At 65.7% G+C, this 14,931-nt stretch carries 15 protein-coding genes; 9 read left to right on the top strand and 6 right to left on the bottom strand.

All coding sequences use genetic code 11. The features are described 5' to 3' along the window. Positions 1–6 precede the first annotated feature (6 nt). Together KB879_RS28090 and KB879_RS28085 are read left to right on the top strand one after the other, a co-directional pair. Positions 7–612 carry a 2-hydroxychromene-2-carboxylate isomerase gene (locus tag KB879_RS28090; RefSeq protein WP_211980284.1) on the top strand — a complete coding sequence of 202 codons (606 nt, stop codon included), beginning with the start codon at positions 7–9 and terminating at the stop codon, positions 610–612. A 64-nt stretch (positions 613–676) separates the two neighbouring features. Beyond that, entirely contained in the window at positions 677–1,930 is a 1,254-nt protein-coding gene (locus KB879_RS28085) for a class I SAM-dependent RNA methyltransferase (protein WP_013957961.1), read from the top strand. A gap of 27 nt (positions 1,931–1,957) precedes the next feature. Here the strand turns inward: KB879_RS28085 and KB879_RS28080 are convergent, their stop codons facing one another. The 5 genes from KB879_RS28080 to KB879_RS28060 all read right to left on the bottom strand — a co-directional run bounded on the left by KB879_RS28080 (position 1,958) and on the right by KB879_RS28060 (position 6,738). After that, complete coding sequence (locus KB879_RS28080; RefSeq protein WP_211980283.1) at positions 1,958–3,004, bottom strand: two-component system response regulator; 1,047 nt, start codon at positions 3,002–3,004, stop codon at positions 1,958–1,960. Between the two features lie 223 nt (positions 3,005–3,227). After that, positions 3,228–4,700, bottom strand: a complete 1,473-nt coding sequence (locus tag KB879_RS28075; RefSeq protein ID WP_211982330.1) for an NAD(P)(+) transhydrogenase (Re/Si-specific) subunit beta — start codon at positions 4,698–4,700, stop codon at positions 3,228–3,230. After that, on the bottom strand, positions 4,700–5,041 hold the full coding sequence (locus KB879_RS28070; protein WP_013957959.1) for an NAD(P) transhydrogenase subunit alpha: 342 nt from the start codon (positions 5,039–5,041) through the stop codon (positions 4,700–4,702). The genes KB879_RS28075 and KB879_RS28070 overlap by 1 nt, the downstream gene beginning before the upstream one ends. A gap of 155 nt (positions 5,042–5,196) precedes the next feature. Beyond that, entirely contained in the window at positions 5,197–5,559 is a 363-nt protein-coding gene (gene panD, locus KB879_RS28065; protein ID WP_013957958.1) for an aspartate 1-decarboxylase, read from the bottom strand. Positions 5,560–5,616: 57 nt separating this feature from the next. Beyond that, complete coding sequence (locus tag KB879_RS28060) at positions 5,617–6,738, bottom strand: Re/Si-specific NAD(P)(+) transhydrogenase subunit alpha (RefSeq protein ID WP_211980282.1); 1,122 nt, start codon at positions 6,736–6,738, stop codon at positions 5,617–5,619. 286 nt (positions 6,739–7,024) lie between these two features. Here KB879_RS28060 and KB879_RS28055 point away from each other — a divergent pair, with 286 nt between their 5' ends. Then, positions 7,025–7,528 carry an NUDIX hydrolase gene (locus KB879_RS28055; RefSeq protein ID WP_013957956.1) on the top strand — a complete coding sequence of 168 codons (504 nt, stop codon included), beginning with the start codon at positions 7,025–7,027 and terminating at the stop codon, positions 7,526–7,528. Further along, entirely contained in the window at positions 7,525–8,610 is a 1,086-nt protein-coding gene (gene mnmA, locus KB879_RS28050; protein WP_211980281.1) for a tRNA 2-thiouridine(34) synthase MnmA, read from the top strand. The genes KB879_RS28055 and mnmA overlap by 4 nt, the downstream gene beginning before the upstream one ends. 63 nt (positions 8,611–8,673) lie before the next feature. On the opposite strand, the gene KB879_RS28045 is transcribed toward mnmA, so the two are convergent. Then, complete coding sequence (locus KB879_RS28045; RefSeq protein WP_013957954.1) at positions 8,674–9,288, bottom strand: glutathione S-transferase C-terminal domain-containing protein; 615 nt, start codon at positions 9,286–9,288, stop codon at positions 8,674–8,676. A 375-nt stretch (positions 9,289–9,663) separates the two neighbouring features. On the opposite strand from KB879_RS28045, the gene purB reads away from it, so the two are divergent. The 5 genes from purB (at position 9,664) to KB879_RS28020 (ending at position 14,931) form a co-directional block, all read left to right on the top strand. After that, positions 9,664–11,040: an adenylosuccinate lyase gene (gene purB / locus KB879_RS28040; protein WP_013957953.1), complete on the top strand. Its 1,377-nt coding sequence runs from the start codon at positions 9,664–9,666 to the stop codon at positions 11,038–11,040. A gap of 283 nt (positions 11,041–11,323) precedes the next feature. Beyond that, the gene (locus KB879_RS28035) at positions 11,324–11,878 is read left to right on the top strand and encodes a cytochrome b (protein WP_114133767.1); all 555 of its coding nucleotides are present in this window, start codon (positions 11,324–11,326) and stop codon (positions 11,876–11,878) included. A gap of 68 nt (positions 11,879–11,946) precedes the next feature. Further along, complete coding sequence (locus KB879_RS28030) at positions 11,947–12,516, top strand: YceI family protein (RefSeq protein WP_013957951.1); 570 nt, start codon at positions 11,947–11,949, stop codon at positions 12,514–12,516. Positions 12,517–12,599: 83 nt separating this feature from the next. Further along, positions 12,600–13,190: a YceI family protein gene (locus tag KB879_RS28025; RefSeq protein WP_013957950.1), complete on the top strand. Its 591-nt coding sequence runs from the start codon at positions 12,600–12,602 to the stop codon at positions 13,188–13,190. Between the two features lie 349 nt (positions 13,191–13,539). Continuing rightward, complete coding sequence (locus KB879_RS28020; protein ID WP_211980280.1) at positions 13,540–14,931, top strand: class I SAM-dependent methyltransferase; 1,392 nt, start codon at positions 13,540–13,542, stop codon at positions 14,929–14,931.

The raw sequence follows: 14,931 nt of genomic DNA, 5'->3' as shown, positions 1-14,931 counted from the left end.
ACCGAAATGAGCAAGCTGGTTGACTATTACCTGACGCCGCAGTCGCCGTTCGTCTACCTGGGCCATGCGCGCTTTGCCGCCATCGCCGAACGCCATGGCGCGCAGGTGAACCTGAAGCCGTGCGACCTGGGTAAGGTGTTTTCCGTCTCCGGCGGGCTGCCGCTGTCGCAGCGCCCGCCCCAGCGCCAGGCCTACCGCCTGGTGGAGCTGGCGCGCTGGAGCGAATTCCTGGACCTGCCGCTGCATCCGCAGCCGACGTTCTTCCCGGTATCGGGCGACGCGGCCAGCAAGCTGATCATCGCCGCGCAGCTGGCGCACGGCACCGCCCGCGCGATGCAGCTGACCGGCGCCATTGGCGCGGCAGTCTGGGCGCAGCAGCGCAATATCTCCGATGCCGCCACGCTGGCGCAGATCGCCGACGAGGCCGGCTTGGACGGCGCCAGCCTGCTCAAGGCCAGCGAGGCGCAGTCGGTGCAGGCGGCCTATGCGCAGAACACCCAGGACGCGATTTCGGCCGGCGTATTCGGCGCGCCGTGGTACGTCCATGACGGCCAGCCCTTCTGGGGCCAGGACCGGCTGGATTTCCTCGAGCGCGCCCTGGCGGCGGCTTGAGCTAAGCTTCGGATAGATCCCCGTCCGCTACGGCGGACGTTTTTGTTTGCAGGATACCCAACACATGACCCAAGCCTTCTTTGCCCCTTGCCCGCGCGGCCTGGAGAGCGCGCTCGCCGAAGAACTGCGCGAGATCGCCGCGATGCCGGGCATGGCCGCGCTGGCGCCGTTCACGGTGCACCAGGAAGTGCCGGGCGGCGTCAATTTCTCGGGCGAGATGGCCGCCGCCTATGCGGTCAACCTGCATTCGCGCATTGCCAGCCGGGTGCTGATGCGCGTGGCGGCGCGCGGCTACCGGCATGAGGACGACATCTATACGCTGGCGCGCGGCGTGCGCTGGGAGCAGTGGTTTTCGCCCGATGAATCGCTGCGTGTGGACATCACGTCGCACAAGTCGCCGCTGCGCAGCCTGAATTTCACCGCGCTGCGCGTCAAGGACGGGGTCTGCGATGCCCTGCGCGAGCGCGTGGGCGCGCGCCCGAGCGTCGATACCGCCAGCCCGGATGTGCGCATTTATGCCCATCTAACCGAGCATGACTGCACGCTGTACCTCGACACCACCGGCGAGCCGCTGTTCAAGCGCGGCTGGCGCACCGAGAAGGGCGAGGCGCCGCTGAAGGAAAACCTGGCCGCCGGCATCCTGCGCCTGGCGGGCTGGGTGCCGGGCCAGACCTTCCGGCCTTTCTACGACCCGATGTGCGGCAGCGGCACCTTCCTGATCGAGGCCGCGCAGGTGGCGCTGGGCATCGCGCCGGGCGGCAGCCGCAGCTTTGCCTTCGAATGGCTCAAGGGCATGGACACCAAGGCCTGGCAGAAGCTCAAGTCGGACGCGCAGCGCGTCCGCATGCTGGCCTCGGCCGATGAACTGCAGGTGGTGGGTTCGGACATCTCCACTGACATGCTGGCCATCACGCGCGCCAACTGGGAGCGTGCCGGCCTGCCGGGCGAGGCGCGCACCAAGCAGGTGGACGCGCGCTTCGTGCAGCCGCCTTTTGAAGAGCCGGGTTTGCTGTTGATGAATCCCCCGTACGGCGAGCGCATCGCGGTGCGTGGCCAGCGCCGCCTGCCAGAGGAAGAGATGCCGCGCGACGAGGTGGAGGAGGCCGCCGCCAACCAGTTCGCCAGTGCCTTTGCCACCACGCTCAAGCAGCATTTCGCGGGCTGGCAGGCGTGGGTGTTTACCGGCGACATGGGTTTCCCGCGCCGGCTGCGACTCAAGGAGTCGCGCCGCACGCCGCTCTACAACGGCAATATCGAATGCCGGCTGTTCCGCTTCGACATGGTGCGCGGCGCCAACCGGGTGCCGCAGGCGGACTGACGGCGCCCGCGGCGCCGGGCGGCGGGGTCAGGGGCGCTTGCGCCCCGTCAGTGCATCCGGATTGCGGCTGAAGTCCGCCAGGAAGCCCTGCAGGCTGACCACCGGCTCCTGCAGCAGGTGGCGCGGCAGGTCGAACAGCGCATAGATGAATTCTTCATTGCCTTCGCAGCGCTCTGCCGGCAGGCAGTATTGTTCCCAGTCCACGCACGCCGGCGTGTACATGCCGTTGCCGGGCCAGAAGAACGGCACCAGCCGGCCTTCGCGCAGGCCTTCGATCAGTGCCGCGGGGGCGTCGTAGGCTTCGGCCGACTCCACCTGGCTCATCAGCCCGGCGCGGGTCTCGATCACCATCAGCGTGGCGTGGCCCTGCGCGGTCAGCAGCAGGATGCCGGCCGGGTTGGGGTACAGGTAGTACTCGACAAAGCCATAGCGCGCGATGAGCTGGCGCACGCGCTCGGTGATGGCCGGATCGGACAGGAATGAGAACGAATGCCGCGTCAGCAGCTCGCGCAGCGTGCGCGACAGCGTGGCGAAGTACGCCTGCTGCATGGCCTCGATTTCCTGGTCCAGCCGCTCGACCATATTGCTTTCATGCTTCTTCACGCAGCGGTCGATCAGCCCGTGGTTGAAGCCTTGCACGGCGATGCTCTCGTCGGCGGTGCCGGTCAGCAGGATGGTCTTGCAGGGCAGGTCCTGCAGCGCCTGGCAGAATTCCAGCCCGTCCATCTGCGGCATCGAATAGTCGACCACCACCACGCCCGGCTGCAGGAAGCGCTTGAAGTCGTGTATCTGGCGGTAGATGCGGTCGATGTCGAGCTGCACGGTGCGCCGCTCGGTCAGGAAGGTCAGGTCGTCGTGCGTCACGCGCACCGGCAGGAAGCCCGGGAAGCGGGTGGCATAGGCCTCGCGGATCCATTGCAGCGCTTCACGCGGATCGGTGAAGGTGATCACCGCGCGCGAGGCATCCATCTGGAACGCCAGGCTGTCGATGAACGACTTGCTGTCATCGACCAGGACGGTCAGGACCGGGTGATGGAAGACCGACAGGTTCCTGTCGTGCGGGTTGAAGGTCATGGAGCGGCGGGCAGGGGTTCGGCGCAGTGGTTAGGCACAGGCGTGGCGCAAGCGGCAAGCCGGTGTGCGCATTCGCAGGCCAGTATAGCGCGCCACGGCTGCCTTGCAAGACAGGCCTTGCAGTCAGGGCCGGCGGCAGGAGGAGCCCGGCGGGCGCCGGGCGGGAGAAGCGCCCGCGGCAGGGCCGGGATGGCCCGGGCCTGCGCGCGGCGCGCGGACGGCCTTAGTCGACCGCCTTGAACATGTCTTCGACCACCTTCTTGGCGTCGCCGAACACCATCATGGTCTTGTCCATGTAGAACAGCTCGTTGTCCAGCCCGGCATAGCCGGCGGCCATGGAGCGCTTGTTGACGATGATGGTCTTGGCCTTGTAGGCCTCCAGGATCGGCATGCCGGCAATCGGCGACTGGGGGTCGTTCTTGGCCGCCGGGTTGACCACGTCGTTGGCGCCCAGCACCAGCACCACGTCGGCCTGGCCGAACTCGCTGTTGATGTCTTCCATCTCGAAGACCTGGTCGTACGGCACCTCGGCCTCGGCCAGCAGCACGTTCATATGGCCCGGCATGCGGCCCGCCACCGGGTGGATCGCGTACTTCACGTTCACGCCCTTTTCCGCCAGCTTCTCGGTCAGTTCCTTGAGCGCGTGTTGGGCGCGCGCCACGGCCAGGCCATAGCCCGGCACGATGATGACCGTCTCCGCATTGCCCATCAGGAACGCGGCATCGTCGGCGGAACCCGACTTGACCGGGCGCTGCTGCTGATCGCCCGTCGCCGCCGCCGCCGTCGCGCCGCCGAAACCGCCCAGCAGCACGTTGAAGAACGACCGGTTCATCGCCTTGCACATGATGTACGACAGGATCGCACCGGAGGAGCCCACCAGCGAGCCAGCGATGATCAGCATCGGGTTGTTCAGCGAGAAGCCGATGCCCGCCGCTGCCCAGCCCGAGTACGAGTTCAGCATCGACACCACCACCGGCATGTCGGCGCCGCCGATCGGGATGATGATCAGCACGCCCAGCACGAAGGCGATCGCCAGCATGATCAGGAACGGCAGCCAGTCCTGCGACAGGAAGAAGATGACGCCGAAGCCCACCATTGCCACCGCCAGCAGCAGGTTCAGCCAGTGCTGGCCGGCGAACACCACCGGCGCGCCCTGGAACAGGCGGAACTTGTAGCGCCCGGCCAGCTTGCCGAAGGCGATCACCGAGCCCGAGAACGTAATCGCGCCGACGAAGCAGCCGATGAAGAGCTCGATGCGGTTGCCCAGCGGGATCAGGTGCGAGCCTGCCGGGCTGATGCCGAACGCCGCCGGCTCGGCCACTGCCGCCACCGCGATGAACACCGCGGCCAGGCCGATCAGCGAGTGCATCGCCGCGACCAACTCGGGCATCTTGGTCATCTGCACTTTCTTCGCCACGTAGGCACCGATGCCGCCGCCGACCACGAGCGCGGCGAAGATCAGCGCCAGGCCCGTGCCCACCGACGACTGGGCCGTGCCCGCCGCGAGGAATTCATTCTTCAGCTTGATGATCAGGACCAGCGTGGTCACCACGGCAATGGCCATGCCGATCATGCCGAAGGCATTGCCCTTGCGCGCCGAGGCCGGGTGCGACAGGCCCTTGAGCGCCTGGATAAAGCAGACTGAGGCCACCAGGTAGAGCAGGGTGACGAGGTTCATGCTGACAAGACCGGTCATCACGCGCCCTCCCTGGCCAGCGCCGGCTTGGCCTCAGGCGCCTTGGCCTTCGGTTCCTTCTTCTTGAACATCTCCAGCATGCGCTGGGTGACCAGGAAGCCGCCGAACACATTGACCGCGGCCAGTGCCACTGCCAGCGTGCCCATCACGCGCCCGACCCCGCCTTCGGTCAGGCCCGCGGCGAGCATGGCGCCGACGATGATGATCGCCGAGATCGCGTTGGTCACCGCCATCAGGGGTGTATGCAGGGCTGGCGTAACCGTCCAGACCACGTGGTAACCCACGTAGATCGCCAGCACGAAGATGATCAGGTTGATCACCGTGTGGTTCACCATCTCCATCGACTTCTCCTCCGTTGCTTTGAATCCGGGATGCGGCGTTTTACTGTGTTTTTTCTTTGCTGCATTACGGCGTGCCAAGGGCCAGTGGCTCTGACTGACGGCGCGCTCCCTCTCCCGCAAGCGGGAGAGGGGAGCAACCCTGCGGCAGGCCGCCATCAGAACTTCTTGATTTCCTTGATGCCGTTGTTCTCGTTCACCAGGATGACCTTGGGCTTGTAGGCGGCGATCTCCTCGTCGCTCATCGGCGCGTAGGTGCAGATGATCAGCTGGTCGCCCAGGTGCGCGCGGCGCGCCGCGGCGCCGTTCAGCGAGATCTCGCCGCTGCCGCGCTCGCCCTTGATGATGTAGGTGGAGAAGCGCTCGCCGTTGTTCACGTTGTACAGCTCGATCTTCTCGAACTCCTTCATGTCGGCAGCGTCCAGCAGGTCCTGATCGATGCCGCACGAACCCTCGTAGTTGAGGTCCGCCTGCGTCACGGTGACGCGGTGGAGCTTGGCGCGGAGCATGATGCGTTGCATGGGTGATACGTCCTTATATTTGATGCAAAAGCAGTGGGCGCACGGCTCCCGTGGAAATTACGCCGCCTCTCGCACGATCTGGCCGTCCCTGCACATCAGGCAGGCCGCGACGATGTCGTCTTCAAGGTTCAGCGTGAACTGGCCGTCCTTGTCGACGACCAGCTTGAGGAAGTCCAGCACGTTGCGGGCATAGAGCGCCGAGGCGTCGGCCGCGACCATGCTGGCCAGGTTGGTGTGGCCGATGATGATGACGCCGTTGTGGTTGACCACTTCGTCGGCCACCGTCAGCGGGCAGTTGCCGCCCTGTGCCGCGGCCAGGTCTACCACCACCGAGCCGGGTTTCATCTGCCCCACGGTGGTTTCCTGCAGCAGCACCGGCGCCTTGCGGCCCGGGATCAGTGCGGTGGTGATGACGATGTCGGCCTGGACGGCGCGCTGGTGCACCAGCTCGGCCTGGCGCTTCATCCAGTCCGGCGGCATCGGGCGGGCATAGCCGCCGACGCCCTGGGCGATCTCGCGCTCTTCATCGGTGAGGAAGGGCACGTCGAGGAACTTGGCGCCGAGCGATTCGATCTGCTCCTTGACCGCTGGGCGCACATCGGAGGCCTCGATCACCGCACCGAGCCGCTTGGCCGTGGCGATGGCCTGCAGGCCGGCGACGCCCGCGCCCAGGATCAGCACGCGCGCGGCCTTGACGGTGCCGGCGGCGGTCATCAGCATCGGCATGAAGCGCTGGTAGTGGTGCGCGGCCACCAGCACGGCCTTGTAGCCGGCGATGTTGGCCTGCGACGACAGCACGTCCATGCTCTGCGCGCGCGTGGTGCGCGGCGCGGCTTCCAGGGCAAAGGCGGTGATGTTCGCAGCGGACATGCGCGCGTTGTTCTCGGCGTCGAAGGGATTGAGCATGCCGACCAGTACGGCGCCTGGCTTCATCTGCGCCAGTTCGGCGGCGTCCGGCGCGCGCACCTTCAAAACCAGTTGCGCGCCCAGTGCTTCGGCTGCGGTGCCGAAGGTGGCGCCGACCGCCTCATACGCGCCGTCGGGCTGGCTGGCGCTTACGCCGGCGCCGGCCTGCACGACCACCTTGTGGCCCTGGGCGACGTACTTCTTGACTGTCTCCGGGGTGGCGGCGACGCGAGTCTCGCCGGCCCGCGTCTCCTGCGGGATGCCGATGTACATCGTCAATTTCTCCTTTAGCTGGCGTCTTGTCTGGTTGGGCGGACCGACGGCTGGCCCGTGCGCGCCGCAGGCTTAAGCCGCAGCGCAACAATTTTTTCGCAGCTTACAGGAATCTGACGTTCAACGGTGACCGGCCGGTCGGCTTTTGCGGCGACCGCCAAAGGGTAGTTGCAGCCGGCAATTCAGCACCAGGCGGGCTCATCGGCCGGGGGCCATGGCGGGTCGGCGGCGCTGCACGATGGGCCCGCAACCGGTAGAATGCGGGATTGCCTAAAAATTGAGCATCATGTCAAGTGACTGGAATGCCAGCGTGACCGTTGCCGCCGTGATCGAGCGCGGTGGACGCTTTCTGCTGGTCGAAGAGGAAACCGCCGACGGGCTGCGCCTGAACCAGCCCGCCGGGCACCTGGACCCGGGCGAGAGCCTGATCCGCGCCGTGATCCGCGAAACCCTGGAAGAGACCGCGCACACCTTTGAGCCGCGCGCGCTGCTGGGCTGCTACATGGGCCGTTCGCTGTCGTCGCGCACCGGCACCGATGTGACCTATGTGCGCTTTGCCTTTACCGGCGACCTCGGCTCGCTCGACGCCGGCCGCCAGCTCGATACCGGCATCGTGCGCACGGTCTGGATGAGCGCGGAAGAACTGCGCGCCTGCCCGGAGCGTCACCGTTCGCCGCTGGTGATGGCCTGCGTCAACGACTACCTGGCCGGCAAGCGCTTTGCGCTGGACGCCTTGTACACGCACCCGTCGGCGCTGGCCGCGGCCGTCCCGCTGGGAGTGCAGCTGTGAGTGGTGCGGGAAAACGTGTCGTCGTGGGCATGTCGGGCGGGGTCGATTCATCGGTGACCGCGTGGCTGCTCAAGCAGCAGGGCTACGAGGTCATCGGCCTGTTCATGAAGAACTGGGAAGACGATGACGACAGCGAGTACTGCTCCACGCGCCAGGACTGGCTGGACGTGGTGTCGGTGGCCGACCTGATCGGCGTTGACGTGGAGGCGGTCAACTTTGCCGCCGAGTACAAGGACCGGGTCTTTGCCGACTTCCTGCGCGAATACTCCGCCGGGCGCACGCCCAACCCGGACGTGTTGTGCAATGCCGAGATCAAGTTCAAGGCCTTCCTCGACCATGCCATGTCGCTGGGGGCGGAAACCATCGCCACCGGCCACTATGCGCGCGTGCGGCAGAACGCGGCCGGCCGGTTCGAGCTGCTCAAGGCGCTCGACCATACCAAGGACCAGAGCTACTTCCTGCACCGGCTGAACCAGGCGCAGCTGTCGCGCACGCTGTTCCCGCTGGGCGAGATCCCCAAGACGCGCGTGCGCGAGATTGCCGCCGAGATCGGCCTGCCGAACGCGAAAAAGAAGGACTCCACCGGCATCTGCTTTATCGGCGAGCGCCCGTTCCGCGATTTCCTGAACCGCTACCTGCCGACCAAGCCGGGCCCGATGAAGACGCCCGAGGGCAAGGTCGTGGGCGAGCATATCGGCCTGGCCTTCTACACGCTGGGCCAGCGCAAGGGCATTGGCCTGGGCGGCAGCCGCGACGGCAACGGCGATGCCTGGTATGTGGCGCGCAAGGATATGGCGAACAATACGCTTTACGTGGTGCAGGGCCACGACCACCCGTGGCTGCTGACGCCGGTGCTGACCGCGTCGGACCTGTCCTGGGTGGCCGGCGAGCCGCCTGCCGCGGGCGCGCCGATGGCGGCCAAGACGCGCTACCGCCAGAGCGATGCCGCCTGCACGGTGCAGGCGGTGGACGGCGACGCGCTGACGCTCGGGTTTGCCGAGGCGCAATGGGCGGTTACGCCCGGCCAGTCGGCGGTGCTGTATGACGGCGACATCTGTCTGGGCGGCGGCATCATCCAGTAAGCGCTGCCGCTGCACGAAAAAACACCCGCTCGAGGCGGGTGTTTTCTTGTCGGCCGCTGCGGATCAGCCGCGCGGCGGCTCCGTATCGATAAACGACTGGCGTTTGGACAGCTTTTCCTCCAGCGCCGCCAGGTTGGGATGGCTCTCGCGCCAGGCGATCTCGGGGAAGCGGAAGTCCAGGTAGGACAGCGCGCAGCCCACCGCCACGTCGGCCAGCGAATAGTGCGTGCCAGTGCAGAAGGGGCGGTCGGCCAGGCCGTGCGCCATGGCCACCAGCGCCGCGTCGATCTTGCCGCGCTGGCGTTGCACCCAGCGCTCGCTGCGCTCGTGCGGCTCGCGCTGGGTTGCCTCCAGGCGCACCAGCAGCGCAGCGTCGAGCAGGCCGTCGGCGAGCGCCTCCCAGCAGCGGACTTCCAGGCGCTCGCGCCCGCCCTGCGGGATCATCCGGCCGACCGGCGTCAAGGTGTCGACATATTCGACGATCACGCGCGAATCGAAGATCGCGCCGCCGTCTTCCATGACCAGGCAAGGCACTTTGCCGAGCGGGTTGAACTGGCCGATCCTGGTCTCGGGCGACCAGACATCCTCTTCGATGAGCTGGCACTCGATCTTTTTCTCGGCCATCACCACGCGCACCTTGCGCGCGTAGGGACTGGTCCGGGACGCATACAGCTTCATGTTCTCCCCTTGAGCTTGTTATGAAGTGCATCGTCGCTCTGCGGCAGCGGCGGTGGGGCACGCGGCTTGCCCGATGCACTTCATAACAGGCTACTGGAACGGCGTGCGCGAGTATACCCGCGGTGCGTGGCGAATGCGGGCTTGCGCACCGATGCCCCGCGGCGGCGCTTTACCGCTGCCCGGAGCCGGGGCAGGGGTGGTAAAATCCCGCGTTGCGCAGCGCCGGCGGGCCTGCCGGCATTGCGTTTTGGACGCATCCGGCCGCATAAAGTCGCTTTTTCGATCCCTCCCGCCGCCAACGCTGACAGCGCCAGCCCCCGCGGCGCGCCTTGTTCGTCGCCTTCTTCCATTGCCTCCCTTTTCCCGGTTTCCAGCATGACCTCCTCTTCGCTTTCGCCGCTCACCGCCCTGTCCCCGATCGATGGCCGTTACGCCGCCAAGGCCGATGCGCTGCGCGAATGGCTGTCCGAGGCCGCTTTCATGCGCAACCGCGTCAAGGTCGAGGTGCACTGGCTGATCGCGCTGGCGCAGGCCGGCCTGCCCGACATGCCGAAGTTTTCGGCCGCCTCCGAGGCCGCGCTGCTGGCGCTGGTGGACAAGTTCAGCGAGGCCGATGCCGCCCGCATCAAGGAAATCGAAGCCGTCACCAACCATGACGTGAAGGCGGTCGAGTACTGGCTCAAGGAACAGGTCAAGGGCAACGCCGAGCTGGAAGCCGCCAGCGAGTTCATCCACTTCGCCTGCACCTCGGAAGACATCAACAACACCTCGCACGGCATGATGCTCAAGGGCGCCCGCGAGGGCGTGGTGGTGCCGGCGCTCAAGCGCGTGCACGCCCGCCTGGTCGAGCTGGCCAGGCTCAATGCCGCGCAGCCGATGCTGTCGCGCACTCACGGCCAGCCGGCCAGCCCGACCACGCTGGGCAAGGAAATGGCCAACGTGGCCGCGCGCCTGGCGCGAGCGATCCAGCGCATCGAGCAGGTCGAGCTGCTGGGCAAGATGAACGGCGCGGTGGGCAACTACAACGCCCACCTGTCGGCCTACCCGACCTTCGACTGGGAAGCCTTCTCGAAGCAGGTGATCGAGACCCGCCTGGGCCTGGCCTTCAACCCCTACACCATCCAGATCGAGCCGCACGACTACATGGCCGAGCTGTTTGACGCGATCGCCCGCGCCAACACCATCCTGCTCGACCTGAATCGCGACGTCTGGGGCTATATCTCGCTGGGCTATTTCAAGCAGAAGACCAAGGCCGGCGAAATCGGCTCGTCGACCATGCCGCACAAGGTCAACCCGATCGACTTCGAGAACTCCGAAGGCAACCTGGGCCTGGCCAACGCGGTCCTGCGCCACTTGTCCGAGAAGCTGCCGCTGTCGCGCTGGCAGCGCGACCTGACCGATTCGACCGTGCTGCGCAATATCGGCGTGGCCTTCGGCTACAGCCTGCTGGCCTATGAGGCCTGCCTGCGCGGCCTGGGCAAGCTGGAAACCAACCCCGAGCGCCTGGACGAAGACCTGGACAACTGCTGGGAGGTGCTGGCCGAGCCGGTGCAGACCGTGATGCGCCGCTTCGGCGTGCCCAACCCGTACGAGCAGCTCAAGGAGCTGACCCGCGGCAAGGGCATCTCGCGCGAGGCGCTGCAGACCTTCATCAACGGCCTGGCGATCCCCGACGACGCCAAGAAGCTGCTACTGGACATGACGCCCGCCAGCTATATCGGCAAGGCCGTGGTGCTGGCCGAGCGCATCTGACGCCACATTCCGCCCCCGAATCGGGGCGACGTGCTGCAAAAGCCATCCGCGAGGATGGCTTTTTGCTTTTCTGGCGCAGCGCGGCCGGCAGGTCGCTGCGGCTTTGTGCCGCTTGCGACAGAATGTCACTTCAAAGCATTTGAATAACTTAATGAAGGACTGTCCTTCATCGGCGCACAGCCCGCCGCAATAATGCGAGAATCGTAAGCGCACGGGCGGGTCCGCCCTCGCCGGTGCCTTCCCCAAAATTGTGAAACGCTCCTGCGCGAGCGAGAGGAATTCGATGCGTTCTACCGCCAATGCCCCCACCGGCTACGGTGCCACCGCGATCGCCTTGCACTGGGTCATTGCGCTGGCGATCTTCGCCGCGTTCGGGCTCGGCCTGTACATGACGGGCATTCCGGGGCTGACGCCGACCAAGCTCAAGCTCTACTCCTGGCACAAGTGGCTGGGCGTGACGATCTTCGCGGTTGCCGTGCTGCGCGTGCTGTGGCGTGCAACCCATGCGGCACCGCCGGTGGCGCCCGGCACGCCGGCCTGGCAGGCCAGGGCTGCGGCCGGCGCCCATCACCTGCTGTACCTGCTGATCGTGATCGTGCCGATCAGCGGCTACCTCTACAGCTCGGCCGCGGGCGTGCCGGTGGTCTACCTGGGCCTGTGGAAGATGCCGGCGCTGCTGGAAAAGAACGACGAACTGAAAGAAGTACTGAAATTTGTCCATATCTGGCTGAACTACCTGATGGCGGCTGTGGTCGTTGTCCATGCAGCGGCGGCGGTCAAGCACCAGTTCGTCGACCGCGACGGCACGCTGGGCCGGATGCTGCCGTTCCTGCGCTGAGGCGCCGCCCCGGCCAACTTTTTCCGTACCGCGGCGCGCTGCGCCGACCCTGACAGGAGTTTTTTGAGATGAAACGCAATTCCCGCCGCGGCTCGCTCGTCATCGCCGCCGTCCTGGCCGCCTCCGGCATTGCCGCCAACCTGGCCTGGGCGCAGGTTGACGCCGCCAAGAGCTCGGTGACCGCGGTCGCGCGCCAGATTGGCGTGCCGATGGAAGGCAAGTTCAAGAAGTTCGATGCCGCGGTCAGCTTCGACCCGGCCAAGCTGGCGACCTCGTCGGCCAAGGTCGAGATCGATGTGTCCAGCTTCGAGATCGGCGACGCCGAGACCACCAAGGAAGTGAAGGGCAAGGACTGGTTTGACGCCGCCAAGTACCCCAAGGCCGTGTTCCAGTCCACCAGCATCAAGAACGGCACGCCGGGCAAGTACGACGTGGCCGGCAAGCTGACCATCAAGGGCAAGACCGTGGACGTGGTGGTGCCCGCCACCTACCGCCAGGAAGGCGCGGTCCAGGTGTTCGAGGGCGCGCTGCCGATCAAGCGCACGGTCTTCAATATCGGCGACGGCGAATGGAAGGACACTTCCGTGGTGGCCGACGACGTGCAGATCAAATTCCGTATCGTGCTGGCCAAGAAGTAGGAAGCAAGGCCGGTATTCCGCTGACGTACCCAATCGACGTTCCTGAGAACGTTCCGCCCCAACCTGATTTGTCGGGAGATTTCATGAAACTGCGTTTCCTCGTTGCCGCCGTCGCGGCCATTTCCGCAACTGCCGCTTTCGGCGTGGCTTCGGCCAATACCGTGACGTACAACCTCGATCCGACCCACACCTACCCGAGCTTCGAGGCCGACCACCTGGGCGGCCTGTCGACCTGGCGCGGCAAGTTCGACAAGTCCAGCGGCGTGGTCACGCTGGACCGTGCCGCCAAGGCGGGCTCGGTCGAGGTCAAGATCGACCCGGCTTCGATCGATTTCGGCAATGCCAAGCTGAACCAGCACGCCAAGGGCCCCGACATGTTCGACGTGGAAGCCTTCCCCGAGGCCGTCTACAAGGGCAAGTTCTCCAAGTTCAAGGGCGACGTGCCGACCGAGGTTGACGGCATGCTGACGCTGCGCGGCGTGTCCAAGCCGGTTAAGCTGGAAATCCGCGACTTCAAGTGCATCCAGCACCCGATGCTCAAGCGCGAAGCCTGCGGCGCCGACGCCGTAGGCCATTTCAACCGTGCCGACTTCGGCCTGGACTATGGCGTGAAAATGGGCTTCAAGCCCGAGGTCAAGCTCGCCATCCAGGTGGAAGGCGTGCGCGCGGACTGAGCGTGCCAGCCCGCTGCGCCGGGCTTCCAGGCAGTCAAGGCCGGCCATGCCGGCCTTTTTTGTTGTCCGGCATCATTCAGGCGCCTGCCAGGGCACTTGGTTGTACGACCCCCGACGGGCACAGTACAATGGCCCGCGGCAATTCCTCCTTGATCGGGGCAATGCTACTCCTGCCAAGGCGGGGGCAGCCATGCCCGCAACCGGCTAAAGCGCATCACTATGAGCATTCGCTGCATGTCCCGATACCGGTAGCCATCCCCGCGACCTCCTCGCCCCTCATGCTGTACCTGGCCGTTCCGCCTTGCCTGTACGGTCCGCAGCGTTTCTCGGTTTTCCCTGGCGCAATACCGTGTATTCCAAAACGCAAATCGATCCGGTAGTTGGTTTCCGCAACTCGCAGGGCGAGCAGGTGCGGGGCACGATCATCAATCTCCAGAGAAAGTCTCTGGTGATGGAAATCTACAATCCGTATTCGATCGTGCAGGTCAGCGAGGTGCTGAGCGAACTCAGCGTCCGCATGGGGGCCAAGAACGCCTACCTCGGCAAGGCCGTGGTGATGAGCCTGGTGAACACCGGCCTGACCGCCGTGGTGTCGCTGACGCTGATCGACGAGTGGCGCGAACTGACGGACCTGACCAACGAGCCCAAGTCAGTCGCGCGCGAAGCCGAGCTTTTTGTGCAGGACTGGGACACGCGCTTCAATATCCGGCGCGACTACCAGATCGTGGTCAACGAGATGCGCGCGTTCCTGTCCGAAGTGTCGCGCTGGGTCGAGCAGGTCGACATGACCGAATCGCTGCCAAAGATTGAAGGCAAGCTCCGCGAGGACGTCTTCTACGAGCTGGCCACGCCCATCATGGTCAAGACAAAGACCTACCTGGATTGGCTTGAGGGCGAGGCCCAGCGCGTGGATCCGGAGATCGCGCCGGTGCACCGCACTTACGCGCAGTCGGCGCTGCACCCGCTCTTGCTGCGGGCGCCGTTCGTATACCGCACCTTCACCAAGCCGCTCGGCTATGCCGGCGACTACGAGATGGTGAACCAGATCCTGAACGACCCGCAGCAGGGTCCCACCACCTATTTCCAGATCGTCAACACCGCCTTCCTCAAGGCGGCGGTGGCGACCGCGCACCGCAACCGCATCGAACTGCTGATCGATTTCCTGACGCGCCAAGCCGATCGCGCGCGCGCCGCTGGCCGGCCGTTCCGCGTGCTCAACGTGGGCTGCGGCCCTGCCTTCGAGATCCAGCGCTTCGTGCGCGAATACCCCAACCCCGAACTGCTGTCGTTCCAGTTGGTCGACTTCAGCGAAGAGACGCTGGAGTTCACGCGTAGCACGATCGAACGCTCGGCCACCAGCGCCGGGAGCAAGGTTGCCGTCGAGATGGTGCACCAGTCCGTGCATGAACTGCTCAAGCGGCGCATCTCGCCGGACGATACCAGTGCAAGGGAGTTCGACGCGGTCTATTGTGCGGGCCTGTTCGACTACCTGTCCGACAAGGTGTGTACGCGGCTACTCTCGTATTTCGCCTCCCGCTCGCGGCACGGAGGGCAGATTCTGGTAACCAACGTCCACGTCGACAATCCTGAGAAATTCGGCATGGAACACCTGCTGGAGTGGTACCTGATCTACCGCGACGACGCGGGCATGGCGCAGCTACTGCCTGAAAATTCGCACTCGCACCGCATTTACGGCGATGCCACCGGCGTCAACGTATTTGCGGAAGCCACCATTGACTGA

It is taken from the genome of Cupriavidus sp. KK10, assembly GCF_018223725.1.
GTDB lineage: Bacteria > Pseudomonadota > Gammaproteobacteria > Burkholderiales > Burkholderiaceae > Cupriavidus > Cupriavidus necator.
This window is presented reverse-complemented; position numbering and strand designations above follow the sequence as displayed.

What these genes read in the sequence shown, in the direction of transcription:
- KB879_RS28090 (WP_211980284.1), top strand. Translation starts at nt 7, where the DNA reads ATGAGCAAGCTGGTTGACTATTACCTGACGCCGCAGTCGCCGTTCGTC.
- KB879_RS28085 (WP_013957961.1), top strand. Translation starts at nt 677, where the DNA reads ATGACCCAAGCCTTCTTTGCCCCTTGCCCGCGCGGCCTGGAGAGCGCG.
- KB879_RS28080 (WP_211980283.1), bottom strand. Translation starts at nt 3,004, where the DNA reads ATGACCTTCAACCCGCACGACAGGAACCTGTCGGTCTTCCATCACCCG.
- KB879_RS28075 (WP_211982330.1), bottom strand. Translation starts at nt 4,700, where the DNA reads ATGACCGGTCTTGTCAGCATGAACCTCGTCACCCTGCTCTACCTGGTG.
- KB879_RS28070 (WP_013957959.1), bottom strand. Translation starts at nt 5,041, where the DNA reads ATGGAGATGGTGAACCACACGGTGATCAACCTGATCATCTTCGTGCTG.
- panD (WP_013957958.1), bottom strand. Translation starts at nt 5,559, where the DNA reads ATGCAACGCATCATGCTCCGCGCCAAGCTCCACCGCGTCACCGTGACG.
- KB879_RS28060 (WP_211980282.1), bottom strand. Translation starts at nt 6,738, where the DNA reads ATGTACATCGGCATCCCGCAGGAGACGCGGGCCGGCGAGACTCGCGTC.
- KB879_RS28055 (WP_013957956.1), top strand. Translation starts at nt 7,025, where the DNA reads ATGTCAAGTGACTGGAATGCCAGCGTGACCGTTGCCGCCGTGATCGAG.
- KB879_RS28045 (WP_013957954.1), bottom strand. Translation starts at nt 9,288, where the DNA reads ATGAAGCTGTATGCGTCCCGGACCAGTCCCTACGCGCGCAAGGTGCGC.
- purB (WP_013957953.1), top strand. Translation starts at nt 9,664, where the DNA reads ATGACCTCCTCTTCGCTTTCGCCGCTCACCGCCCTGTCCCCGATCGAT.
- KB879_RS28035 (WP_114133767.1), top strand. Translation starts at nt 11,324, where the DNA reads ATGCGTTCTACCGCCAATGCCCCCACCGGCTACGGTGCCACCGCGATC.
- KB879_RS28030 (WP_013957951.1), top strand. Translation starts at nt 11,947, where the DNA reads ATGAAACGCAATTCCCGCCGCGGCTCGCTCGTCATCGCCGCCGTCCTG.
- KB879_RS28025 (WP_013957950.1), top strand. Translation starts at nt 12,600, where the DNA reads ATGAAACTGCGTTTCCTCGTTGCCGCCGTCGCGGCCATTTCCGCAACT.